The organism is Pararobbsia alpina (genome assembly GCF_965118125.1).
Taxonomy (GTDB): domain Bacteria; phylum Pseudomonadota; class Gammaproteobacteria; order Burkholderiales; family Burkholderiaceae; genus Pararobbsia; species Pararobbsia alpina_A.
Genome location: NZ_OZ221288.1, coordinates 2,465,851 through 2,490,213, shown reverse-complemented (window position 1 = coordinate 2,490,213; position 24,363 = coordinate 2,465,851). Strand labels below are relative to the sequence as shown.

The 24,363-nt window shown below is 62.0% G+C and carries 18 protein-coding genes; 7 read left to right on the top strand and 11 right to left on the bottom strand.

Annotated elements, in window-relative coordinates; genetic code table 11:
- Position 1: 1 nt before the first annotated feature.
- The 10 genes from bcsB to ACMFWR_RS29100 form a co-directional block, all read right to left on the bottom strand.
- Positions 2-2,449, bottom strand: coding sequence for a cellulose biosynthesis cyclic di-GMP-binding regulatory protein BcsB (gene bcsB / locus ACMFWR_RS29145; RefSeq protein WP_413195851.1), 2,448 nt, complete (start codon positions 2,447-2,449; stop codon positions 2-4).
- Positions 2,450-2,452: 3 nt separating this feature from the next.
- On the bottom strand, positions 2,453-4,702 hold the full coding sequence (gene bcsA / locus ACMFWR_RS29140) for a UDP-forming cellulose synthase catalytic subunit (RefSeq protein WP_413195850.1): 2,250 nt from the start codon (positions 4,700-4,702) through the stop codon (positions 2,453-2,455).
- Between the two features lie 109 nt (positions 4,703-4,811).
- Complete coding sequence (bcsQ, locus tag ACMFWR_RS29135; RefSeq protein WP_413195849.1) at positions 4,812-5,612, bottom strand: cellulose biosynthesis protein BcsQ; 801 nt, start codon at positions 5,610-5,612, stop codon at positions 4,812-4,814.
- Positions 5,609-6,427: a cellulose biosynthesis protein BcsP gene (bcsP, locus tag ACMFWR_RS29130; protein WP_413195848.1), complete on the bottom strand. Its 819-nt coding sequence runs from the start codon at positions 6,425-6,427 to the stop codon at positions 5,609-5,611. Before bcsP ends, bcsQ begins: the two co-directional genes overlap by 4 nt.
- 61 nt (positions 6,428-6,488) lie before the next feature.
- Complete coding sequence (gene bcsD, locus ACMFWR_RS29125) at positions 6,489-6,971, bottom strand: cellulose biosynthesis protein BcsD (protein WP_413195847.1); 483 nt, start codon at positions 6,969-6,971, stop codon at positions 6,489-6,491.
- A gap of 912 nt (positions 6,972-7,883) precedes the next feature.
- The gene (locus ACMFWR_RS29120; RefSeq protein ID WP_413195846.1) at positions 7,884-8,537 is read right to left on the bottom strand and encodes a DsbA family protein; all 654 of its coding nucleotides are present in this window, start codon (positions 8,535-8,537) and stop codon (positions 7,884-7,886) included.
- A gap of 124 nt (positions 8,538-8,661) precedes the next feature.
- On the bottom strand, positions 8,662-10,164 hold the full coding sequence (locus ACMFWR_RS29115) for an ATP-binding protein (protein ID WP_413195845.1): 1,503 nt from the start codon (positions 10,162-10,164) through the stop codon (positions 8,662-8,664).
- Between the two features lie 251 nt (positions 10,165-10,415).
- Complete coding sequence (locus ACMFWR_RS29110; protein ID WP_413195844.1) at positions 10,416-11,471, bottom strand: Gfo/Idh/MocA family oxidoreductase; 1,056 nt, start codon at positions 11,469-11,471, stop codon at positions 10,416-10,418.
- A gap of 208 nt (positions 11,472-11,679) precedes the next feature.
- Positions 11,680-12,738, bottom strand: coding sequence for an inositol 2-dehydrogenase (gene iolG, locus ACMFWR_RS29105; RefSeq protein WP_413195843.1), 1,059 nt, complete (start codon positions 12,736-12,738; stop codon positions 11,680-11,682).
- Positions 12,731-13,567: a MurR/RpiR family transcriptional regulator gene (locus tag ACMFWR_RS29100; RefSeq protein ID WP_413197380.1), complete on the bottom strand. Its 837-nt coding sequence runs from the start codon at positions 13,565-13,567 to the stop codon at positions 12,731-12,733. Before ACMFWR_RS29100 ends, iolG begins: the two co-directional genes overlap by 8 nt.
- A 408-nt stretch (positions 13,568-13,975) precedes the next feature.
- Between ACMFWR_RS29100 and ACMFWR_RS29095 the strand changes: the two genes are divergently transcribed.
- The 7 genes from ACMFWR_RS29095 (at position 13,976) to iolB (ending at position 22,939) form a co-directional block, all read left to right on the top strand.
- The gene (locus tag ACMFWR_RS29095; protein ID WP_413195842.1) at positions 13,976-15,049 is read left to right on the top strand and encodes a sugar ABC transporter substrate-binding protein; all 1,074 of its coding nucleotides are present in this window, start codon (positions 13,976-13,978) and stop codon (positions 15,047-15,049) included.
- A gap of 185 nt (positions 15,050-15,234) precedes the next feature.
- A complete protein-coding gene (locus ACMFWR_RS29090) occupies positions 15,235-16,410 on the top strand; it encodes an ABC transporter permease (RefSeq protein ID WP_413195841.1) in 1,176 nt (391 codons plus the stop codon).
- 13 nt (positions 16,411-16,423) lie between these two features.
- The gene (locus ACMFWR_RS29085) at positions 16,424-17,227 is read left to right on the top strand and encodes an ATP-binding cassette domain-containing protein (protein ID WP_413195840.1); all 804 of its coding nucleotides are present in this window, start codon (positions 16,424-16,426) and stop codon (positions 17,225-17,227) included.
- Between the two features lie 13 nt (positions 17,228-17,240).
- Positions 17,241-19,235, top strand: a complete 1,995-nt coding sequence (locus ACMFWR_RS29080; protein WP_413195839.1) for a bifunctional 5-dehydro-2-deoxygluconokinase/5-dehydro-2-deoxyphosphogluconate aldolase — start codon at positions 17,241-17,243, stop codon at positions 19,233-19,235.
- A complete protein-coding gene (iolD, locus tag ACMFWR_RS29075) occupies positions 19,232-21,142 on the top strand; it encodes a 3D-(3,5/4)-trihydroxycyclohexane-1,2-dione acylhydrolase (decyclizing) (protein ID WP_413195838.1) in 1,911 nt (636 codons plus the stop codon). Before ACMFWR_RS29080 ends, iolD begins: the two co-directional genes overlap by 4 nt.
- Positions 21,142-22,104, top strand: coding sequence for a myo-inosose-2 dehydratase (gene iolE, locus ACMFWR_RS29070; protein ID WP_413195837.1), 963 nt, complete (start codon positions 21,142-21,144; stop codon positions 22,102-22,104). Before iolD ends, iolE begins: the two co-directional genes overlap by 1 nt.
- 16 nt (positions 22,105-22,120) lie before the next feature.
- Positions 22,121-22,939, top strand: a complete 819-nt coding sequence (gene iolB, locus ACMFWR_RS29065; protein ID WP_413195836.1) for a 5-deoxy-glucuronate isomerase — start codon at positions 22,121-22,123, stop codon at positions 22,937-22,939.
- 28 nt (positions 22,940-22,967) lie between these two features.
- Here the strand turns inward: iolB and ACMFWR_RS29060 are convergent, their stop codons facing one another.
- Positions 22,968-23,984: a LacI family DNA-binding transcriptional regulator gene (locus tag ACMFWR_RS29060; RefSeq protein WP_413195835.1), complete on the bottom strand. Its 1,017-nt coding sequence runs from the start codon at positions 23,982-23,984 to the stop codon at positions 22,968-22,970.
- Positions 23,985-24,363 lie beyond the last annotated feature (379 nt).

The window sequence follows — 24,363 nt, the reverse complement described above, 5'->3', positions numbered from 1 at the left end:
GTCATGCGCCGTCCTTCAGACGACGCGCCGCGATACCCCGCAGCGTCCGGTACATCAATGCGGCCAGAATGACGGCGGCCAACACACCGCAGATGATCAGCATCCACGGATGCTCGGCCATCGCCCAGCGCAGGTATTGCACGGGCGGCAGGCTGCCCACGTAATACAGCTCGCCGTTCGACAGCGGCGTGATCGTCTTGCCGTGGATCACATCAAGGCCGCCCTGAATGCGGCTCACGAGATCCGGATCCATCAGCGCGCGCGTGATGTCGTACGACGCATTCGTGTCGGACATCACGATCGCGACGACGCTGCGTTCGGGCTTGAGCGGCGATTCGAATCCCATCATCAGCGCGCCGCTGTTGTCGTTGGTCAGCGAAATATCGCCGCGCTTGGGCGCGGGGACTTCCTGATGCGCTGCGCCCTTCCACCAATCAACGAGGCGGAACGCGATGTCGGATACCGGGAAGGTGCTCGCCTGATCGGAGCGCGAGTACGGCATGAACTGTTTCCACCGCTCGAACAAGGGCTGATTCGACGGCGCGCCGATCACGATCAGGTCCTTGTTCGCAAACTTGTCGACACCCTCCGCATGCGTGACCGACACGCCTGACACGGGATATCCCGTCGAATCGCCCATGCGGCCCATCAGCGCGAAATACATGCTGTAGTCGACGTTGCTCGGATGGTCGGGCAGCACCACCGCCGTCTGCGACAGGTCAGCCATTCGCGTGAACGGGAAGCCGCTCGTCGAGAACGCGGCCAGATCGGGCATCGCCATATAGTGCGGATACGCCGACAGATCGATTGTCGAGCGCGGGTCGATTGAGCCCTGGACGTTGTCGACGAAGGTGCCCTGGCATTCGCCCGTCTTCGGGATCTCGTAGTAGAAGTGAAACCGCAACTGTGCCTGCGACGCGAGCAGATGCGGCGGGATATAGATCGTGCGTCGAGCGGTCGTCGACGGGTCGGGCAGGAATCGGCTGAACCAGCGGCTCATGTCCGAGGCCACCGTCGACTGCGCGGGAATCCGGATCGCCTGCACGAAATCGTTGTTCACGCTCACGTTCAGCGACGACTTGTCGGGCGCGGGACGCGTCGTATAGCGATACCAGAGATCGATGGGCACGCCCCGGCTGTGCCAGCCGAACAAATCGGGCGCCACGCGCACGGGAATGCGCACGGCATCGGCGCCGTAGCCCGACACGCTCAGATCACGCGCCGGCGCCAGTTCGCCGAATCGCACGGGCCGATCGCTCGGCACCCAGTTCGGCGCGTCATAGGGCTCACGCGGCTTGATATCGTCGGCCTGCGTGATCACCGCTGTCGGGCCCGACAGCGCGGCCTGACCGATGCCGAGCACGGTCGCGGCCTTCTTGAGTTCTTCGTCATCACGACCCATCACGAGCAGCAGCATGCCGTGCTCGTTGGCCGGGCGTTCGACGATCGACAAGGTCGGCCCGGTCAATGCCGGAATCGTCACATTGGCGGGCTTGGCAGCTTCGGTCGCGAACACGACTGCATTGCCCGTCGGCGGCAATTGATCCGTCATCGCCGGGAACAACGCGCCGCGATATCCAGCGAGCGAGCCGAAATACGACGACACGATGCCCGCCGATTCGAGTATTGCGTTGTCGGGCTGCGAGGGCATCACGATCGGTAACTCGAGCCGTCGCACATCGCGCCGATCGAAGAACGGCAAAGGCAATTGCGCGAGGTCGGCGCGCGAGGGCAGGCTCTGGAACGTGAGCTGTAACGCGCTCTCGTTGCTCACGGTCGCCCACAGCGTGCTGTTCGCCGGGTCTTCGCACGCCTTCGTGTAGTGTCCGATCAGCTGGATATTGACGTGATTGAAATCGGTCAGCAGCCGCGGCTCGATCGGCACGTCGCGTTGCAGCAGCATGCCAGCTTGTGCCTTGGGCAAGGGCAGCGTCGCTGCAATCTCGCCATTGACGATGATCTTCAGATGCGAGATATCGGGAAGCAGCGCAGGCGAGTAGGTATAGATCAGGTGCAGCGTCGCGGCGGTGACGACTTCGTCGGCGCGCACGGAGAACGGCACGCCGTTCTGTCCTTCGACGCCGCGCAGCTGCAACGGATCGAGTGCGCCGAGCTGCTTGAAGGTCAGCACCGCGCGACGGCCGGTCGGCGTGAGGTTGGTGTCGTCTCGCGTGGTCAGCACGTGATCGCTGACGGCGCGGTAGTTCGACGGGGCCGGCGTCGCAAAGGTCGGCTGTTGTGCCGTGTTCGGGTCGACGGGCGTTGCATCGCTCGGGGCTGGCACAGGCGGCGGCAACGGTGCGGTCGGCGCGCCGGTGCCGACAACGACATCGCTTGCCGCGGCGAGTGCGGGCAACACCACGCCGACGCTCGCCACAAGTACTGCGGCGGCAGCGCCGGCCATCCGGGCAAAGCGAGCGAGTCGAGACACCCCGTTCGTATGGCTCATGAATCAGCTTCCGGTATCGAGTTTGGTTTTTTTAGTCTTGTTCGCGTCGCGCTTGCCGAGCTTGGTCGCGTCCGCCATCACATGACCGAACAACTGCAAGATCCCGCGCGTACCGACGCGCAGCACATGCCAGAGTCCGCGCAGCGGCGTATCGGGTTTGCGTCCCTTGGCCCAGTCGGTCCACGCGTCAGCCCGCGAGAAGGTGCTCTGCACGAAGTCGAGTTCTTGTTGCGGCGTGAGGGTCGTAAAGCGCACGCCGACGCGATCGGTCTGCGTGAACACGATCACCGCGGGAAACACGAACTCTTCTTCACCGCGAAACAGCGACACTTGCACTTCTTCGTGCAGGGGAATCGTGACGCCGGCCGGAATCCGGATCGCCACGCCGCCTTCGGAGTAGTCGATCGTTTCGCACGCCAGCGTGCGTCCGTTGGCAAAGCGCAGCATCGCGCGAATGACCATGGCCACACGATGGCTGTCGCGTACCTGACGCACTTCGCTCGCAGCCGCAACGCTCGCGCCGAGGATCGTCATGTTGTACGCCGTCCAGGCCAGGTTCATCAGCGTGGTGCCGAAGTCGCCGCGCGTCTTGATGAACAGGTGCCCGACACCGACCAGAAAGCCTGCGAGGTTAACCGCGAGCAGGATCAGGTACGGACGCGAAATGTTCCAGTCGAAGTAACTCTGTTCGATACGGCCACCCTTGGCCGTCACGTTGAATTTGCCGAGCTTCGGGTTGATCAGCGCCATCAACGTCGGTGCGGTGATGTACGACGCAAGCACCGACTCGTAGACCTCGGCCCAGAACGAATGACGAAACTTGTTCTGCATGCGCGAGTTGGTGATGTTCGCGTGAATGATGTGCGGCAAGGCATAGGCCGCGATGGTCCATGCGGATGCCTGGATCACATGCGCGCCGAAGAACAGATAGGTCAGGGGCGCCGTCAGGAATACGAGCCGCGGAATGCCGTACAGAAAGTGCAGCATCGCGTTCAGATAGCACAGGCGCTGGCCGAGACTCAGGCCCTTGCCTGTTAGCGGATTGTCGGTCCGGAAGATCTGCGTCATGCCACGCGCCCAGCGGATACGCTGGCCGATATGGCCCGACAGGCTTTCCGTGGCCAGGCCCGCGGCCTGGGGAATCGCCAGATAAGCCGTCGAGTAGCCGCGGCGGTGAAGCTTGAGCGCGGTATGCGCGTCTTCGGTCACGGTTTCGACGGCGATGCCGCCAATCTCGAGCACCGGCGTGCGACGCAGCACCGCGCAGGAGCCACAGAAGAACGTCGCATTCCACAGGTCGTTGCCGTCCTGCACGAGTCCGTAGAACAGCTCGCCTTCATTCGGCACTTTGCGGAAGGTGCCGAGGTTCTTCTCGAACGGATCAGCCGAGAAGAAGTGGTGAGGCATCTGCAGCATCGCGAGCTTCTTGTCGCGCAGGAACCAGCCCAGTGTGATCTGCAGAAACGAGCGCGTCGGGATGTGGTCGCAGTCGAAGATGGCGAGATACTCGCCGTCGGTGATCTTCAACGCTTCGTTGATATTGCCGGCCTTGGCGTGTCGGTTGTGACTGCGGATCGTCCAGTTCACACCGACCTGCTCGCAAAACGCCTTGAATTCAGGGCGTCGTCCGTCATCGAGCACGTGAATGCGCAGCTTGTCGGCGGGATAGTCGAGTGCGATGGCCGCATACACGGTCGGTTTGACGACGGCGAGCGGCTCGTTGTACGTCGGGATGAAGACGTCGACGGTCGGCCACTGACTGCGATCGGCAGGCAACGGAATCGGTTTGCGGCGCAAAGGCCATGCGGTCTGGAAGTAGCCGAGCGTCAGCACGGTGAACGTGTAGCACTCGGCGGTGACGAGGATGATCCCGCACACGGCGTCGAAGGGACGATCCCACGCGGTCGTCTCCGTCAGCCGCCAGAACATGTAGCGGCTCGATACGATCAGCGAAAGCGCCATCATGACCAGCGTAGCGATATGGCTGCGCTGTTTGCGCATGAACATCGCGAAGGCCCAGAACGCGACCGCGAGGCCGACCTGCGGCCAGAACTCGAGCGGCACGACGACCACGAAATAGCAGAGCACCACGCACACGGCGATGGCGATCCAGCGCAACGGCGCGCTCGCGAACAGCAGCCCGGCGCTGAGCTTCATCATCAGCTTGTCGAAACGGCTGCGCTCTCCGCCCGGGTCGAGGTCGCCGGCGAGGTCGACAGGAATGCGTTCCGCCTCTTGCGTGACGTCGCTCATGAGGTCGTCCTGTGTATCAGTCAATCAAACAGTCAAACAAAACAAGGAAACAAGACAAGCAAGCAAAGCAGGCACTCAATCGAAAGTCGGTCTGATCTGCCGGGTCCGCCTAGGCTCGATGCGCGACTTCCTGTGCATGACGCTGGGGTGCAGCTTCGAAGCGCTGCATCAGCCAGTTCGCACAGCCCGACAGATCCTGTGTGGCCTGACAGTGCGGGTCGTAACGGTTGACGGTCGTGTCGTAGGCGAGTGCCTCGCTCACGCCCTGATCGAGATGGATCAAGCCGGGGTAAAGGCGGTCGTAGAGGGATTCACGAAGCACGCGAACCACGTCCTTGGTCAACTGCCGCCCCTGATCGACCTGGTTCATCACGAAACCGACACCGCGAAACTCGGGGCGCGGCTGCGCATAGGTCGTGACCAGCCGGTCCATCATCGGAATCGTTGCGTACGAGGCCGCGTCGGCCAGCACCACGGTCAACGCAAAGTCGCACTGGCGCAGCGCGGCCTTGAGGTAGACAGTCGGGCCCGGTGGGGTGTCGATCATCAGCAGATCGTCTTCGCCCATATGCAGCCCTTCAAGCCCATCACGCAGCCACGTCGGGTCTTCATCGACGACCTGCTCGAACGCGGCGCGATCGTCTTCATTGAGCGCGCCGTACGGCAACACACCGACGTCGCCCGTGCCGTCGATCAGCGTCGTGAGCCAACGTTCACTTGCAAGCGTCGCGCGAGAGACACCGTCGATCACGTCGAGCGGGATACCAAAGTGCAGGCGCAGCGCGTTTTGAGGATCGAGATCGAGCACGATCACGCGGCGGCCCTGCTGTGCGTAGAGCGACGCGAGGTTCGCGCACAGCGTGGTCTTGCCGACGCCGCCCTTGGCCGAAACAACGGCGATGGTTTTCATGCACCCTCCCCGCCACCCTGGCCGCCGCGTCCTGCAAGGCGGCTGAACACCGAACCGAGGTCGCGTGTGCGCGGCTCGGTCTGCCCGGCCTGAGTGGCTAGGGCAGACGACGATGGCGCGGGCGCGAACAGCTTGCCGAGTATCGAGCCCTGACGCGCGGAACCCGGCCGTGCGAACTCCGCGCGGCCTGCATCCGCTTCGACGCCGGTGATCGGGGTCGCGGACGGCTTGAACTTGTTCACCGGGACCACCGGCGGCGCGAAGTCATGCTCGGACGGCGGGCGAAGCTTCGACGTATCGGCCGTCACCACCGGGGGATAGCGCGTGGGTTCATCCGCCGCAGGACCGGTATGCACACGAAAAGCAGGCGCCGCGCCGCGCACGAACGGCAGCGGCGTCGCCGCGGGCTGAGGCGCACGCGGCGGTGAGAAGGTCGACGACGGCTCATGCGGCGCGGCACTCGAATCGGCGCGGCGAAGCGCCTGCGCCAGCGTGTCGCGGCCGGTCGACGCCGTTGCGAAAGTAGACGCGGGTGATGTCGCAGCGGCCACGGGTGCGGGTGCCGGTGCGGATGCTAGTGCAGCAGCCAACGTCGCTCCGTGTGCGCCCGAAGGCGACAAGGTGTGAGGCGAGAGCTTGCCGCTGTTGTCGGCGACATCCGGCACAAGGTCGGTTTCACTCAGCGCGAGCGAAGACAGCAATGGCCATCGCGACCGGGCCTCCACGGCCTGATCGTCGCGCGCGACTTCCTGATACTGCTGCGACTTGCCATCGAACTTGCCGAACAAGTTCTGAACATCTTCTGATGTGCTCATTGCCACCTCCCTGCCCCAACGCCATCCAGGATCGTACGGTCCCGTTCGTCACCCGCGCCTGTCAGCGCGCCAGTCGAAACTCGTAATACGGTTGTGCCACGCCACCCACATCGATCACGGGCGATGGCTCAACCTGCCGCAAGGCGAGCCGTTCTCCCGCGCCGAGATCGAAGAACCATCGCTGATAGGCGCCTTCCAGAAAGGCGCTCGCCCACACGGCCGCCTTCGCGCCGAACGCATGATCCAGCGGCGCGCAAAAATGCCGGACGGCGAGGTGCTCGGACAGGTCGACGAGTTCCGCCCAGCCCCAGTCGAGCGCCGTCCATACACGATTCAATGCGAGTTCAAGATCGTCGAGCGTGGCGCAGGCGCCGAGCGGCTTGCCTTGCGCGAAGCGCTCGCCGATACGCGACATCAAAGCGCGCAACTCGTGCACGTCGAGTTGCGTGTCGAATTCGTCGGCCATGGCGCGGAGCATGTCGCGCCACTGCGCGGAAACTTGTCGGTCGCCGTAGTAGGCGAGCATCGCTTCGGTGTGCGACATAGGGCTCCGGTCGATTGGTCTGGTATCTGCCCGCCTACGTCTGCAGCCCCTACCGGGGCACCACAGCATCGTATCGCCCTAAACACGTGTTCGGCATGCGCTCCATCGCTCGCGCCAGGACCCCCCCGGCTTGACCGATGTCGATGCACGACAAACCGCCCGATGGGACGAAATTACCGCCTTTCTTACAGAGCTTTCGAAACGACGGCACATATGTTGCTGTGTACGCAAACGAACAGTCCGATGCGCGCGGCAATGTTATGCACTACATGCCAATATTCTGGAATAGATATGTGGCAAAGCAAAACAAAAAATACGAAACACCCTCTAGTACACGTCCTGCTTGACGCAAATCCGTAAAAGCCATTGAGCCGGATGCACGCCGGTTTGAAGCGGACAACGTTACCGACTCCTCACGATGTGATGTATTTAATCGAGGCATGCTTGCTCAATTGATGCATAAGCAAGCATGGTATTCGCTCGATTTATGTGCAATAGGGGCGACGCGCAAAGCGGCGTGAATCGAAGCGGATCCGCGTAACTGTCGCAGTTGCAGATCCGTTGCGCGGCGACTAAGCGATTGTTCGGCCTTGGCTTTTTAGCGCGCATACAACATCGCCGGCTTGCTACGACGGATGCGTCAAACGCATTAGCCACATGCTTAACGCCCGCGTCATTCAGTGGACGCGCGGTATGCCTTTGGCTTTCGGATGATTGACGACGCAAGGGGGCGCCTAAAGACGGACAGATGCGCCGCAGTGCGAATGATTGAACGTTGTCGATACAACGATGATGAGTGCGCTAAGCGAAGGCTGCTTTGGCGAATGAAGGCGGTTGAGAGCCGTCGCAAATGTGCAACGGCCTGCGTCCAAGACGTGCGATGAACAAACGATGGACAAGCTGTACGCTCTTTTATTGCATCGGAGGAAAGCCGTCCGGAAAGAGACGTTCGACGGCTTCTTCGAAGTGCTGGACCGGCGCGGCACCACGCAGTGCGATCGCCTTGCCGGGTTCTTCCGACGTACCGGGTCGCGACACAATCGCGAACGGCACGCCCGTGATCCCCACTTCACCCGCGAGCCGTTCGTCTTCCATCACAGCGTCGGTATACCTGCCTTCGTTCAACGCTTCCTCAAGCGATTCCGGATCGAGACCACACGTCGCTGCGATATCGAGCAGCACATCGACATCGCCGATATCAAGCCCGTCTTCGAAGAACGCCTTGAAGAGCGCGCGATGCACGACATCGAAGCGGCCTTCATCACGTGCGAACAGCACGGCCTCGAATGCCTTACGGCTACGCGGCTGGACCGGCGGCAGCCGCATCGTGAGCCCGCGCTCTTCGGCCATCGGCAGCACCGAGTAAGCCCAGCTCCGATTGAGCTCTTCCGAATCGGGGTCGAGCAGCTCGGCCGGCTCGGGCCGCAGCTCAAACGCATGCCAGCGGAATTCGACAGTATCGCCATACGCGGCTCGGAACTGATCGAGCACCGGCACTTCAAGGAAACAGTAAGGACAGACGTAGTCGCTCCAGACGTCTATATATAGCGACGGGGTATTCGGCATGGATGGCTCACTGAAAGACAACGCCCCGGGGTCTTTCGCCCCAGGGCGTTGGTATGCAATGGCCGTATGGTATCGCGAGGCGGGTATCTGCCGCTCGGAGAGCGCTTGTCTGAAAGCCGGGCCATCAAGCCTCGTCACCCTCGCCGTCGTCGCCCGAATCGTCCGCGATGTCGTCGGATAGCACCGGATTAGCGATCTCTAACTTGTTGACGTTCTTGTATTGAAGGATGTTCGCACCGAGCGTGTAGGCATACAGGCTGCTCGGCTGGAACCGGAACGCGATGTCCTGATAGGTCGCAGTAGCCGAAATGGTTTTGGTCGTCACAAACAAGGGCCGATGCATTTCCGGGTGCATCCGCGCGAACTCAACGCAATTGCGCAACAGCGAGCGGTCCTGGTAAGGGCGATCGCTCCATTTCACTTCGACCATCCATGTCGGAGACTGTCGGGCTCCGTCGAGCGACACAATGTCTATCTCGCCCGAGCTCCATCGCGCGTAATACAACTCCGCACGGTCGCTGTGCTGCCACTGACTGAAGATTGCCGTCTCGGTCAGATCCCCCATCGCGTCGGACGCTTCGTCAACTTGCCCGAACAACGCCGCACGCATCGACGGACTGGTCAGATAGACCTTGAAGAACATGGCACGTTTGAAGCGTCTCGCGTTCTGATCAATCCGTTCGATCCGCCGGATCAGAAACGCCGCTTCGAGATACTCAAGGTAGCGCTTGATCGTGTTCTTCGCGACACCGGAACTCTTCGCCAGTCCCTCCAGCGAGACTTCATTCCCCGTGTTGTAGGCGAGCACCGTGAAGAGTCGATTCAGCTCCTGAATGTCAGAGATTCCGTACAGACTCGGCAGATCCCGCAAGAGCACTTTATCGATGATGTCGCTTTTGATGTACTGCCCCGGGTCTGATTGAATCACCCGGGAAAATACCACCTCTGGGTACCCACCGGAATTGAGGTAGCAAGCAAACTCTTTGTTGAGCTGGTCGATCGCCCTGCATCCATAGGCAGGGATGTCGCCCTCTTCTTTGAAGATCAGTTCGTCTTCCAGTCCTTTAAATTGCAGATATTCAGCAAACGTAAGAGGTGGCAGCACGAAGTTGCTGAATCGACCCGCACCCGATTCGTTGCTCTTCATTCGCAACGCCGCGGCAGCCGACCCTGATACGACAAACTTGATCGCCGGATACGAATCGACGAGTGACTTGAGATGAATCTCCCAGTCCTTGAGGTATTGCACCTCATCGAAGAAGACATAAAGCGATTGCCTGACGCCGTGCCCTCGTGTGGCCCGGAACATGTCGAGGAGCTTTTCGAGTCGAAGCCCCGTGTACAACGGGGTTTCGAGCGAAAGATAAAGAATTTGATCGTTCGCCACCCCAGAGGCCAGTAACGCGCGAATCGCGTGGTAAATCATGACCGTTTTGCCGACGCGACGCGGCCCCATCAATACGACGGCACGACGCACCGACCGCTCTTCGACAGCACGCAGGAACGGCTCGAAGTATTTCCGGCGAGGCAAAGACGCGTAGGGAATCTCGTCCGACGCCGTGCTTTCCCACCACGGGTTGTCGAACTTCAACCGGCCAATAACTTCCTGCTCTGAGATTTCGAACATGGGCAAATCGAGATCAGCAAACTGATTTTGATTGTGCGCACAGTCGAAAACAGAGTCAAGCGACTGATCTTATTTTCAGAATACTCTGTAGAGGGTTAAAGCCCAAGCCTGTGGCCATCCCCCGCATTAAACCCGGCGCACCGCGCGAACAAACGTTGCATGACCGCAAGCGGTGCTGCTCGGGCGCGTACTTTCCCAACATGCCGCTACGCGCCCCCTGAGCACTGACGATGTGCGCCCGGTCCCCTGTCTCAAGCCAGCGCCGGCACCGCGTCGAACGTGATGGCCTGCCCCGACAGCTGCGATTCGCGCAGGGCGATGCCGATCCGGGTGGCTTCGAGGGCGTCTTGCAAGGTGATCGGCAGGGGTTCATTGCCGCGTACCGCATCGACGAAGACCTGCGCTTCCGTGACGAAGGCGTCGGCAAAACGCTCGTAGAACGTCGGCGTGCATTCGTTCGAGATGCCATGTTCGTCGGCGATCTCGACGCGATTCGCGCGCGGGTTGCGGCCGACGTTCAACGCGCCGGCCGTGCCGATGACTTCGGTCGAGGTGTCATGACCATGCGCCATCGTGCGCGAGGCATAGAACACGGCAAGCTTGCCGCCCTCGAATTCGACGATCGCCACGCCGTTGTCGACGTCCTGCGACTCGGCGAGGCCCGGATGCAAGGCGATGGTGCCCGTCGCATAGACGCGTGTGGGCTTCGGGTTACCCAGCAGCCAGCGCGCGAGATCGATGTCGTGCACGCTGCAATCGAGAAAGATCCCGCCAGACGTCGGTGCGAAGCGCACAAAGAAACCATCGGGGTCGTTCTTGTCGCACGTCTGCGAACGCACCATAAACGCTTTGCCGATGCGCCCGCTGCGGATCTTCTCGAATGCGTCGCGGTAGCTCGCGTCGAACCGGCGGACGAATCCGATCAGTGTTTTCAGATGCGGGAAGCGCTTGGCCTCGGCGACCACGCGTTCGCACGCTTCGAGTTCGAGCGACAGCGGCTTCTCGCAGAACACATGCTTGCCCGCATGAAGCGCCGCAATGATCTGATCGGGATGCAGCGAGGTCGGCGTCACCAGAAAGACGGCATCGACCTCGGGGTCCGCAAGCATGGCTTCGTAGGTGTCATACAGGCGCTCGATGCCCAACGCATCACGCGCTGCACGTCGTTCATCCGCAATCGGCGAGCACGCCGCGACGAGGCGGGCGCCCGATACGCGCGTCGCCAGGTTCTCCGCATGACGGCGCCCGAGCCGGCCAAGGCCGACGATCCCGATGCGCACGCTGTCTCCTGCTGAAAAGCTGTTCATCCAACTCCTCCGTACACCTGAATGAAATGCGCCTCGAACGACGCAGATGCAGAGCACTGAGACGAGAGCCACCGATGACGGATGACGACCTCGCTCAGCCGATGTGATCGAGCCGCAGCGTTTCAGGCCACGGCACCCAACGCGCCGCGTTCATCGGGGTCGATGCCGCGGTTGCGTGGCCGGCGACATGGCCGGCCACCTTGCCCGATTACTGTGCCGCTGCGCCGACCGCCGCGAGCACGTCCGACAGCTTGCCGTCCGCATGGTCACCCACCTCGACCGGCTTGCCTTCGCGGAACGACTTTGCGGCAGCCTCGGCCAGCACGAGCGCGGCAAGACCATCCTTGACGCTCGTGCGCGCGGGCTTGCCCGTCGCGATCACGTCGAAGAAGTGCGCCATCTCGACGGCGTACGCGGCGCGATACCGTTCGAGGAAGAACGCCTCGGGCAGATCGGTGCCGACCGTCTTGCGTCCGTAAGCCGTGACTTCGGTCGGGCGAACGTTGCCGGCCTGCAGCATGCCGTCGCTGCCCATCACTTCGAAGCGCTGGTCATAGCCATACGCAGCGCGACGCGAGGTGTTGATCTGACAGATACGCCCGCGGCGTGTCGTGATCGTGACCGCGGTCGTGTCGATATCGCCCGCATCTGCAATCGCCGGATCGACCAGGCAGCTGCCGCTTGCATAGACGGTCTGCGCTTCGTCGTCGAGGATCCAGCGGAAGATGTCGAAGTCGTGAATCAGCATGTCCTTGAACACGCCGCCCGAATGCTTGATGTAGTCCACCGGCGGCGGACCCGGATCGCGGCTCGTCACGACGAGCAGCTCGGGCGTGCCGATCTCGCCCGCATCGATACGCGCCTTGAGTGCGGCAAAGGTCGGATCGTAGCGGCGCTGAAAACCGATCAGGCAGGTGACGCCCGCCTTCTCGACGGCCTGCGCGCACGCACGCGCCCGCTCGATCGTCAGGTCGACCGGCTTTTCGCAGAAGATATGCTTGCCCGCTGCCGCGGCGCGCATGATCAGGTCGGCGTGCGTGTCGGTGCTCGAACCGATCACGACGGCCTTGACCGACGGATCGTCGAACACGGTCTGCGCATCGACGACCTTCGCGCCGTGCTTCGTCGCGAGGTCCTGTGCGAACGCTGCGTTGACGTCGACGACGTATTTGAGCGACGCACCCGGCTGTCGCACGAGGTTGCCCGCGTGAATCTTGCCGATACGTCCGGCGCCAAACAATGCAACGTTGACTGCTGCCTCACTCATCGTATCCTCCTGGGTCTCTCATCTCTTCGGGCGCCAGCTCGAGCCGGTAGGCCAGTGCCACAAACAACGCCTGGCACAGGCAGACCGTGCTGGTCAGTGAACGGAATGCAAAAGCGCTGCCTTCCTTGACCGTCAGCAATGCACTCGCATAACGGGCAAGCGGCGACAGCTGGCTGTCGGTAATCACGATTGCCTGCGCACCGTGCATATGCGCCACGCGCACGCACGCCTGCGTTTCCTTGCCATATGGCGTGAAACTGATCGCGATCACGATGTCGTTTTTCTTGATGCTGCGAATCTGCTCGTGAACCATGCCGCCGAAGCCCGAGACCAGATGGACCCGCTTGGCGGTGTGCTGAAGCGCGTAGCTGATGTAGCTCGCGACGCTGAATGATCGGCGCACGCCGATCACGTAGATGTTCTCGGCCTTGACGAGCAGATTGACGGCCGCTTCGAATTGCTCGTCGTCGAAATCGTGCTCGAGCTCGTCGAGACCCGAGCGGCTCGCGGCAATGAATTCACGCGCGAGCGCGCCGCCCGACAGCTTGTTCGGCTTGCCGTCGATCAGCTTGCGAATGCGCTGCTGGTAGCTTTGCGTCGGCGCCGATTGCTCGGCAAACGCCTGCCGGAACACGGCCTGGAAATCGGAGAAACCCGTAAAGCCGAAACGCTGCGCGAAGCGCACGACGGCCGACGGATGCACACCGCACTCCTCGGCGATATCGCTGGTCCGGTCGACCATCACGCTGGCGCGATTCTGCTCGACGTACTTGGCGATATTCCTGAGCTGGCGCGGCAACGTATCGAACTCCTCGGCGATGCGCTTCATCAACGCGTCGATCGCCGCCGAGGTCCGCTCTTGCTCGGCCGTATGGCCCGCGGCGCCTGCCGTGTGCTGCTGCATTCCCACTCCTCCGTATTTGCCCTAACACCGTGGGCGCTTGTCGTAACTGTCGCCTCGACCCGAACGCCTGCAGACCGTTGTCGTGTAGGCAGTATAAGCAACTGTCACGAAAATGGAATGAATTTTCCATTTTGCAGTGCAATGCAATTTTTTTTGCAAAATCCCAAAACGTGCGCTACGCTGATTTCCACTCGGACAGGTCATCGCGATCTGCCCGCGTGACAGATGCACATGCAAAAAAGCAATGAAGCAGCAGTGCAGCAGAAGCGAAGCAGACGAGAAGTAGAAGTGAAGCCGTATCACACACAGGCGAATCACAACAAAGGTGGAGACATGAGACATTCGACAGGCGGTAAGCGCTGGCGTAAGGCATTGAGCACGAGCATCGGCGCCGCATGTATCAGCTTTGCAGCACTCGCGGGCGGTCTCGCAGCAAGCTCGGCAGCCCAGGCCGCCGACGCACATTTCGTGCTGATCAGCCACGCACCCGACTCCGACTCGTGGTGGAACACGATCAAGAACGCAATCAAGCAGGCCGACGAGGATTTCAACGTCGAAACCGACTATCGGAACCCGCCGAACGGCGACCTCGCCGATATGTCGCGCCTGATCGAGCAAGCCGCCGCGCATAACTACGACGGCGTGATCGTGACGATCGCCGACTTCGACGTGCTGAAGAGCTCGATCGGCAAGGTCACGGCCAAGCACATCCCGCTGATCACGATCAATTCGGGTACCGAAGAGCAAAGCGCGCAACTCGGCGCGGTCATGCACGTCGGCCAGCCGGAATACGCAGCGGGCAAGGCCGCGGGCATGAAGGCCAAGGCCGCAGGCGTGACGTCGTTCCTCTGCGTGAACCACTACGCAACGAACCCGGCGTCGTTCGAACGTTGCCGCGGCTTTGCCGAAGCCATCGGCGTCGACTTCAAGTCGTCGACGCTCGATACGGGTGCCGACCCGACGCAGGTGCAGACGAAGGTCAGCGCGTATCTGCGCAATCACCCTGACGTCAAGGGCATCCTGACGCTCGGACCGAACTCGGCTTCGCCGACGATCAAGGCGCTCCAGCAAAGCGGTCAGGCCGGCAAGATCTGGTTTGCGACGTTCGACTTCTCGGATGACATCGCCAAGGCCATTCAGGACGGCACGATCCAGTTCGCGATCGACCAGCAGCCCTACCTGCAAGGCTATATCCCCGTTGCCGTCCTTTCGATCATGAAGAAGGACAAGACGACGGATATCAACAAGATCCGCACCGAGCTGCAGAACAACCCGAAGTTCAAGGCACGTCTGGCCGAGTATGGACTCGAGCCGGTCTATGGGCCGAAGAACATCGGCTCGGGCCCGGGCTTCATCACGAAGGACAACATCGACAAGGTCGTCAAGTTCGCGGGTCAATACCGCTAAGCCGCCAGGCTTCAATGACTTGAACGACGCAGACCGGGCAACACGGACGGGACGAGTCCACCACGATCGTCCCGCTCCGTCCGGTCCGCTTATTCCGGGTACTTCTGCCCGGCATTGCATCCCCCACCCCGTTAATTGCAGCGCTGCACGCATCCGCGCATTCCGCAACACGTAGAGGAGAAGTCATGGGCGTCCTTTCTCATCGCGCACGCCACGCGCACGAGTCGACCGAAGCGAATGGAGCGGAAGCTCCGGCCGGCGCCACCGCCGGCAGGTCCGATGAACGGGTTCGCAAGGAAACCTGGTTCAGTACCCTGCTCGGCCGCCCCGAATTTGCCGCGATTTCCGGCGCCGTGCTGGTCTTTATCGTGTTCGTGCTCGCCGCAGGCAGCTCGGGCATGTTCGCCCTCGACGGGGTCATGAACTGGTCGCAGGTCGCTGCGTACCTGGGCGTGCTCGCTGTCGGCGCCTGTCTGCTGATGATTGCCGGAGAGTTCGACCTGTCGATCGGCTCGATGATCGGCTTCGCCGGCATGATGGTGGCCATTCCGTCCGTCTATTGGCACTGGCCAATTTCGCTCGCGATCCTCTTCGCGTTCGCCGGCTCCATGGCGCTCGGCGCGCTCAACGGCTATCTCGTGATCAAGACGAAGCTGCCTTCGTTCATCGTCACGCTGGCCTTCCTGTTTATCCTGCGCGGCCTCACGCTCGCGTTGTCGATACTGTTCTCCGATCGCACGATCATCTCGGGCGTCGGCGACATTGCAGCCGCTGACCCGATCGCAAACTTCCTGTTCAAGGGCGTCGCGCTCCACGGCTTCTTCCAGTGGCTCGGCCACATTGGCCTCGTCAAACTGCTCGACAACGGAGAACCGCTGGTGCCGGGCATTCCGAAAGTCCTGCTCTGGTGGGCCCTGATGGCGATCTGCGGTGCATTCACGCTTGCCAAGACGCGCTTCGGCAACTGGATCTTCGCTGTCGGCGGCGATCAGGTCGCAGCCAAGAACGTCGGTGTGCCGGTTCGCCGCGTCAAGATCTCGCTGTTCGTGCTGACCGCATTCTGCGCGTGCCTCTTCGCTGTGCTGCAGGTCTGCGATATCGGTTCGGCTGCGGCGGATCGCGGCTTGCTCAAGGAATTCGAAGCGATCATCGCCGCGGTCATCGGCGGCGCGCTGCTCACGGGCGGCTACGGTTCGGTGGTCGGCGCCTGCTTCGGCGCACTGATCTTCGGCGTCGTGCAGATCGGCATCACCTATACCAACGTCGATTCCGACTGGTTCGGCGTGTTTCTCGGCGTGATGCTGCTGCTCGCCGTGATCTTCAACAACTACATCCGTCGCCGCGTCGCGGAATCGAAGTAACAGGGAGACGACGATGAACACGACGACTTCAAAAGACGATTACATCCTCGAACTCGACCACGTCAGCAAGTTTTTCGGCAAGGTCATTGCGCTCAAGGACGTCACCCTCAAGCTGCGCCGCGGCGAAGTGCATTGCCTGCTCGGCGACAACGGCGCGGGCAAGTCGACCCTGATCAAGACGCTCGCGGGTGTCTGGACGCCGAACGAAGGCCAATACCTCGTCGACGGCAAACCCGTGAACTTCGATTCGCCGAAGGACGCACTCGATATCGGCATCGCGACTGTCTATCAGGACCTTGCACTCGTGCCGCTGCTGTCGGTCGCGCGCAATTTCTTTATGGGCCGCGAGCCGCAAAAGAAGCTGTTCGGTTTTCTCAATGTGATGGACCTCGATCTGTGCGCGACGACCGCACGCGCCAAGCTCGCCGAAATGGGCATCAATGTGCGTGACGCGCATCAGGCAATCGGCACGATGAGCGGCGGCGAGCGTCAGTGTCTGGCCATTGCCCGCGCGATCCACTTCGGCGCACGCGTGCTGATTCTCGATGAACCGACGGCGGCACTCGGCGTCAAGCAAAGCTTCAACGTGCTCAAGCTCATTCACCTCGCGCGAGCAAAAGGCATCTCGGTGATCTTCATCACGCACAACGTGCACCATGCCTACCCGATCGGCGACACGTTCACGCTGCTCAATCGCGGCCGCTCGATGGGCAGCTTCGCGAAAACGGACATCAGCAAGAACGAAGTGCTCGACATGATGGCGGGCGGTGCCGAAATGCAGCAGATGATGAGCGAGCTCGAGGACGTCACGGTCTAGCCAGGGAGTCACAATGAATCACCCAAACAGTCGTTTTGCATCGGGGCGTGAGCACGATCTGATCTGTATCGGCCGGCTCGCCGTCGATCTCTATGCACAGCAAGTCGGGGCGCGCCTCGAAGATGTCACGAGCTTTGCCAAGTACCTGGGCGGGTCGTCGGCCAATATCGCATTCGGCGCGGCGCGCCTGGGCCTCAAGTCGGCGATGCTCACGCGGGTCGGCGATGATCATATGGGGCGCTTCCTGACGGAGTCGCTCGAACGTGAAGGCTGCGACACGCGGCACGTGGTCGTCGACAAGCAGCGGCTTACCGCGCTCGTGCTGCTCGGCCTCAAGGATCGCGATACGTTCCCGCTCGTGTTCTATCGCGACAATTGCGCCGACATGGCGTTCGACGTCGCCGATGTCGATGAAGACTTCATCGCATCGAGCCGCGCGCTGTTGATCACCGGCACGCACCTGTCGACGCAAAAGGTACTGGCAGCGAGCACAAAAGCACTCGAAGCCGCGCGCCGTCATAACGTGCGCACGGTGCTCGACATCGACTACCGCCCGGTGCTGTGGGGTCTGACGGGCAAGGCCGACGGCGAAACGCGCTTTATCGCCAATGACGATGTGACGGCCCACTTGCTGCGCGTGCTGCCGATGTTCGATCTCGTGATCGGCACCGAAGAGGAATTCCGCATTGCCGGTGGTGGAGGCGACGATCTGATTGCGTCACTGCGCAAGGTCCGCGAAGTCACGCGCGCGACGCTCGTCGTCAAGCGCGGCGCGCTGGGCTGCAGCGTCATTGAAGGCGCGGTGCCCGCGAAGATCGACGATGCGCCGACCTTCGGCGGCGTACAGGTCGAAGTGCTCAACGTGCTCGGAGCGGGCGACGCATTCGCCTCGGGTTTTCTGTCGGGCTGGCTGCGCGACAAGTCGTATGCCGACTGCGCCTCGGTCGCCAATGCCTGCGGCGCGCTCGTCGTCTCGCGTCATGCATGCGCACCGGCCATGCCGACGCCGACCGAACTCGACTATTTCCTCGGCAAGGCCAAGGAAGATCCGGACGCGATGCGGCGTCCCGATCGCGACGCCACGCTCGCACGCCTGCATCGTGTGACCGTGCCGCGTCCGCAGTGGGATGAATTGTTCGTGTTCGCGTTCGATCATCGGAGCCAGATGTTCGAGATCGCGCGCGAAACGGGTTGCGACGAACGCCGCATCGAAACGCTCAAGCAATTGTTTGTCGAAGCGGTGGCAGAAACCGAGAAGGCACCGAACAACGCCGGCCATATGGGGCTGCTGTGCGACGGACGCTATGGCCAGGACGCGCTCAACGCCGCTACCGGGCGCGGCTGGTGGATCGGCCGTCCGATCGAGTTTCCGGGCTCGTCGCCGCTGGTCTTCGAAGGCGGACGTTCGGTCGGCACTACGCTGCTCGACTGGCCGCGCGAACACACGATCAAGTGCCTCGTGCACTACCACCCCGACGAGCCGTTCGAAACGCGGCTCGAGCAGGAGCAGCAGATTCGCGCGCTGTACGACGCCGCTCAGGCAAGCGGCCATGAGCTGCTGCTCGAGGTCATTCCGCCCAAGCACCTGCGCCAGGGTCCGGATGTCGTGTACCGGGCGCTCAAGCGCCTCTACAACCTCGGCATCTATCCGGAGTGGTGGAAGCTCGAGCCGATGCCCGCCGAAAACTGGAAGGCCATCGACGCGCTCATCGCCGAACGCGATCCGTATTGCCGTGGTGTCGTGCTGCTCGGCCTGAGTCAGCCCGTCGACGTGCTCGCCGAAGGCTTCCGCGACGCGGCCGCATCGACCCAATGCAAGGGCTTTATGGTCGGACGCACGATCTTCGGCGAACCCACCCGCGCATGGATGGCGGGTGAGATCGACGATGCGACGCTGAAAGCGCGCGTGCGTGAGATATTCGAATCCCTGATCGAACACTGGCGCGCGGCGCGCCATACACCGGCTGCCAAGCCGGCGGTCGCCAAAGATACGGAGCGCGTGGTATGAGCGAAACCATTGAATATGCACGTTCGGTCGCGCTGCATTCGACAACGGATGCGCGCGGCAAATCGGGCAAGACGGTCACCCTGACCGCCGCGCAGGCTCTCGTGCGCTATCTCGCGGCGCTGCGCGTCATGGGTGACGACGGCACGCCCGAGCCGCTGTTTGGCGGTGTATTCGCGATCTTCGGGCACGGCAACGTCGCCGCGCTCGGCGAAGCGCTCTATCGCTATCGCGAGTCGATTCCGACGCTGCGTGCCCATAACGAGCAGGCGATGGCGCATGCAGCGATCGCGTATGCGAAGGCCAATTTCCGCCGTCGCATGATGGCGGTGACCACGTCGATTGGCCCCGGCGCCACGAATCTCGTCACGGCTGCCGCACTGGCTCACGTGAATCGCCTGCCGGTGCTCCTGTTGCCCGGCGATATCTTTGTCTCGCGCGCACCCGATCCGGTGCTTCAGCAAGTCGAAGACGCGCAGGATGGCGGCATCTCGGCCAACGACTGCCTGCGGCCCGTGTCGCGTTACTTCGATCGCATCGTGCACCCGGCGCAATTGCTGACCGCGTTGCCGCGCGCGATCTCGACGCTGACGGATCCCGCCCAGTGCGGCCCCGTCACGCTTGCCCTGCCGCAGGATGTGCAGGCCACGGCGTACGACTACCCCGAAAGCTTTTTCGAGCCGCGCCTGGTCGAGTTCCGCGCGACACCGCCCGACGCGAGCGAACTGCATGCGGCGGTCGAGGTGATTCGTCAGGCAGAGCGCCCGTTGCTCGTCGCCGGTGGCGGTGTGCTGTATAGCAAGGCCGGTCAGGCATTGACCGCGCTTGCCGCGAAATACGGCATCCCCGTCGCCGAAACGCAGGCCGGCAAGAGTTCGGTCAAGTGGAACGATCCGCTGAACCTCGGTTCGATCGGCGTGACAGGCTCTCCGGCCGCGAACGATCTCGCACGCGAGGCCGATGTCGTGATTGCCGTCGGCACACGGCTTTCGGACTTCACGACGGGATCGAACAGTCTGTTCCTTCAGGCACGCGTGATCGGCATCAATGCGCTGGTCGGCGATGCGCTCAAGCACGACGGCCTGCCGCTGATTGCCGACGCGCGTGTCGCGCTCGAGACGCTGATCGATAGCCTGTCGGGCTGGAAGCCCGCAGAAACCTGGACCCGTCGTGCACGCGATGCCGCGGCTCACTGGGTCGCTCAGGTCGACACGCTGACCGCGGGCAAGGAAAAGCGCCTGCCGTACGATGCCGATGTCATCGGTGCGATCCAGCGCTCGACGCCGGACTCGCCCGCCAACGATATCGTCGTGTGCGCAGCTGGAACACTGCCTGCGGAGCTCCACAAGCTGTGGCGCGCAGGCGCACCGGGTGCCTATCACGTTGAATACGGCTATTCGTGCATGGGGTACGAGATCGCCGGTGCGGTCGGCGTCAAGCTCGCACGGCCTGAACGCGAAGTCATCGCGACCGTCGGTGACGGCAGCTATCTGATGATGAACAGCGAAATCGCCTCGTCGATCGCGCTGGGCGCAAAGCTCATCATCGTGGTGCTCGACAACCGTGGATATGGCTGTATCAACCGGCTCCAGCAGTCGTGTGGATCTCCGTCGTTCAACAATCTGCTCGATGATGAAGCCCCTCATGTCGACTTCGCGCTTCACGCGCGCTCGCTCGGCGCGGAGTCGGAGCACGTCGACGATATCGCGGGCCTCGAAGCCGCCATGCTCCGTGCGCGCGCGTCCCGTCGCACGTATGTGATCAGCATCGATACAGATCCGGCGAAGACCACGGACGATGGCGGCTGGTGGTGGGAAGTCGCCGTGCCCGAAGTGTCGGACCGCGAAGCGGTGCGCGAGGCGCGCGCCGCCTATGAACAAGGCAAAACGCAGCAGAAGGAGCGTCATTGATGAGCGCGACTCAAACCGCACGTCCGGTCGGCCGCACGACCGGCAATCCCGAAGACTTCAACGTCCGTATCGGCGTGAACCCGCTGTCATGGATGAACGACGACCTGCCTTCGCTCGGTGGTGAAACGCCGCTGTCGGTCGCGTTGACCGAAGGCAAGCAGATCGGCTATCAGGGCTTCGAGCTCGGCAACAAGTTTCCGCGTGAACCCAAGGCGCTGAACGCACTGCTGAACGACTACGATCTCTCGCTCGTGTCGGGCTGGTATTCGGGGCGTCTTGCGCAGCGTTCGGCTCAGGAAGAGATCGACGCGGTCGGGCCGCACCTCGATCTGCTGGCCAAATGCGGCGCGACGGTCATGGTCTACGGTGAAGTCGCCGATTCGATTCAAGGCTCGCCGGTGCCGCTGTCGAAGCGCCCGCGGTTCTTGCGCGACGAGCAATGGGAAACCTATGTGGAGCGTCTTAACGCGTTTGCCGCGCATACGCTCAAGCATGGCGTGCGTGTCGCCTACCACCACCATATGGGTGCGTATGTCGAGGCGCCCGCGGATATCGATCGCCTGATGTCGCTGACGAACGACGATGTGGGCTTGCTGTTCGACACCGGTCACGTGACGTTCGGCGGCGGTGATCCGCTTGCCGTGCTCGACAAGCATATTGCGCGGGTCTGCCACGTTCACTGCAAGGATGTACGTCCCTCGGTGATCCGTCAGGCGCGCAATGCCGATTGGACCTTCCTGCAGTCGGTGATCAACGGCGCGTTCACGGTGCCCGGAGATGGCGCAGTCGATTTCGAGTCGGTGATCGGCAAGCTTGCGAAGCACGGCTACCAGGGGTGGCTCGTTGTCGAAGCCGAGCAGGACCCGGCGGTCGCACCGAGTTACCAGTATGCGGATCTCGGTTTCCGCACGCTGCGTGATTTATCGAAACATGCCGCTGATGCAAGCGTGCACGCTATTTGATGACTGAGGCATTCAAATGAGTTTGCTCGTCAAAGCTTCACAGGCCGATCGTCAGATCGTGCAGGTCACACCCGCCTCCGCTGGCTGGCGTTTTGTGGGTTTCTCCGCGTATCGCCTCTCACCGGGTGCTTCGCCGGATGCAGGACTCGATTTGTTTTTTGCCGATCGAGAAATGTGTGTGGTGGTGCTGACCGGGAAGGTTTCGATCGAAGCCGGTGGTCAGCGCTGGTCGGCGATTGGCGACCGGAATTCCGTGTTCGACGATGTGTCGCCGTACGCGCTGTATGCGCCTCCGGGCACGAAGGTCAGGGTCACGGCAGCAGGCACCGGCGCGCCGGCCGAGGTGGCGGTATGCGATGCCCCAGCGACGGGTCTTTACCCGATGCGCATGATCGAGCCGTCGCAGGTCAAGGCCAGCGTGCGTGGACAAGGCGCGAATACGCGTTACGTCCGCGATATCCTGCCGCAGACTGAAACCGCCGAGTCATTGCTCGTCGTCGAAGTGCGCACGCCGTCGGGGCATTCGTCGAGTTATCCGCCGCATAAGCACGATAACGACAATATCCCGCTTGAGAGTTCGCTCGAGGAAACGTATTACCACCGGCTCAATCCCCCGCAGGGGTTTGCGTTCCAGCGTGTTTATACGGATGAGCGCGATATCGACGAATCGCTGGCCGTTGAAGACCACGACGTCGTGATGGTGCCACGCGGCTACCACCCCGTCGTCGTGCCCTACGGCTACGACTCGTACTACCTGAACGTGATGGCAGGCCCGAAGCGCGTCTGGCACTTCAAGAACGACCCTGCCCACGAGTGGATGCTGGCGGCACGTTGACCGTACCGCAGGCAACTCGGGAACCGCTTCAGTTCCCGGCGACGTCTTCGCTTTCTTCGCCCTCGGTGACGGTTTCGCCGAGGGTGGTGTTGCGTTCGATGAAGGTGACGGGCTCGAGGACGCTGAGCGGTTCGGTGTCGTGGCTCAGCAGCAGTTCGACTGCGGTCTCCGCGAGGTGGGCGACGTCGACGACCACCGTGCTCAGTGACGCATCGCGCGCGGCGGCGCTGTCGTCGAAGCCGACCACGGCGATGTCTTCCGGCACCCGCAGCCCGCGCCGCACGCACACATCGAGCGCGGAAAGCGCTGCCACATCGTTGAATCCGAACACGGCATCGGGCGGCGTTTCGAGCGCGAGGAGCTCCTCCATCGCCACTGCGGCGCCATCCCTGGCATCGAGGCCGGCGGGAATCGTGATTTCGAGCGCGGGATCAAGCGGCAGCCCGGCTTCGAAGTACGCCCGGCGGAAACCCAGCGCACGTTGCGACACCCCGTAGTGCGCCGGTGAACCGCCAATAAACGCAACGCGGCGGAATCCACGCTCGAACAGGTGTTTCATCGCCAGTTCGGCGCCACGCGCGTTGTCGATATTCACGCAGCGGAAACCCGGCGCCCATTGGTCGATCAACACCATCGGACGATTGAGCGCCGCCAGTTTGCGCAAATGCGCATGGTCGACGAGGCCGGTCACGGCAAGCGCATCCGGTGCGTGGCGGCGTAGCTGATCGATCAGGTCTTCGGTCGGATCGAACGCGAGCACCGTCGACGTCACGCCCATGCCGCGACCCGCTCGCTCAATGTTCGACCGCAAGTGCTCGGTGTAGTCCGCACTCGAAAAGCTGGTGTAGTCACGTGGACCGACGAGCGTGAGCCTGCGCACGCGTGTGCGACGCAAGTTGCTGTGATCGTAGCCAAGCTGCTGAGCAACCAGCAATACGCGCCGCCGAGTTGCGTCGGACAGCCCAGGCTGGTTCTTGAGCGCACGTGACACGGTCCCGATCGACACGCGCGCGACTCGCGCGATATCCCGTACAGTGGTTCCCATCTATTACCTGACGACCAAAAAAACCCATAACGACAGCCGGCCACACGGCCCCAGGCTGTTATAGGAAGGTCAATGCGCCAACGGTGAATATTTTTCTGCTCTTAGCGCATAAGCCTCCCTTCATCACAGGTTAACGGCAGATATTGCAAGACTTAAATATGCATAGAGGTATTAGTCAGAAATATTTTTGCAACACGCAATGTTTAGCGATTCAATCGCTCGTTTAACTAAACAATCTGTTGTTTTTAAGTGCCTAATTGCCAATATTAATCATCTGAAATAACGACTTACCAGGTCATTTTTGCCGTTTCGAAATGCGGATGACTTGAAGAACGGCTACGGGCGCAGGACAGGCCCGGGAATGGCGAAAAGGCGGGGC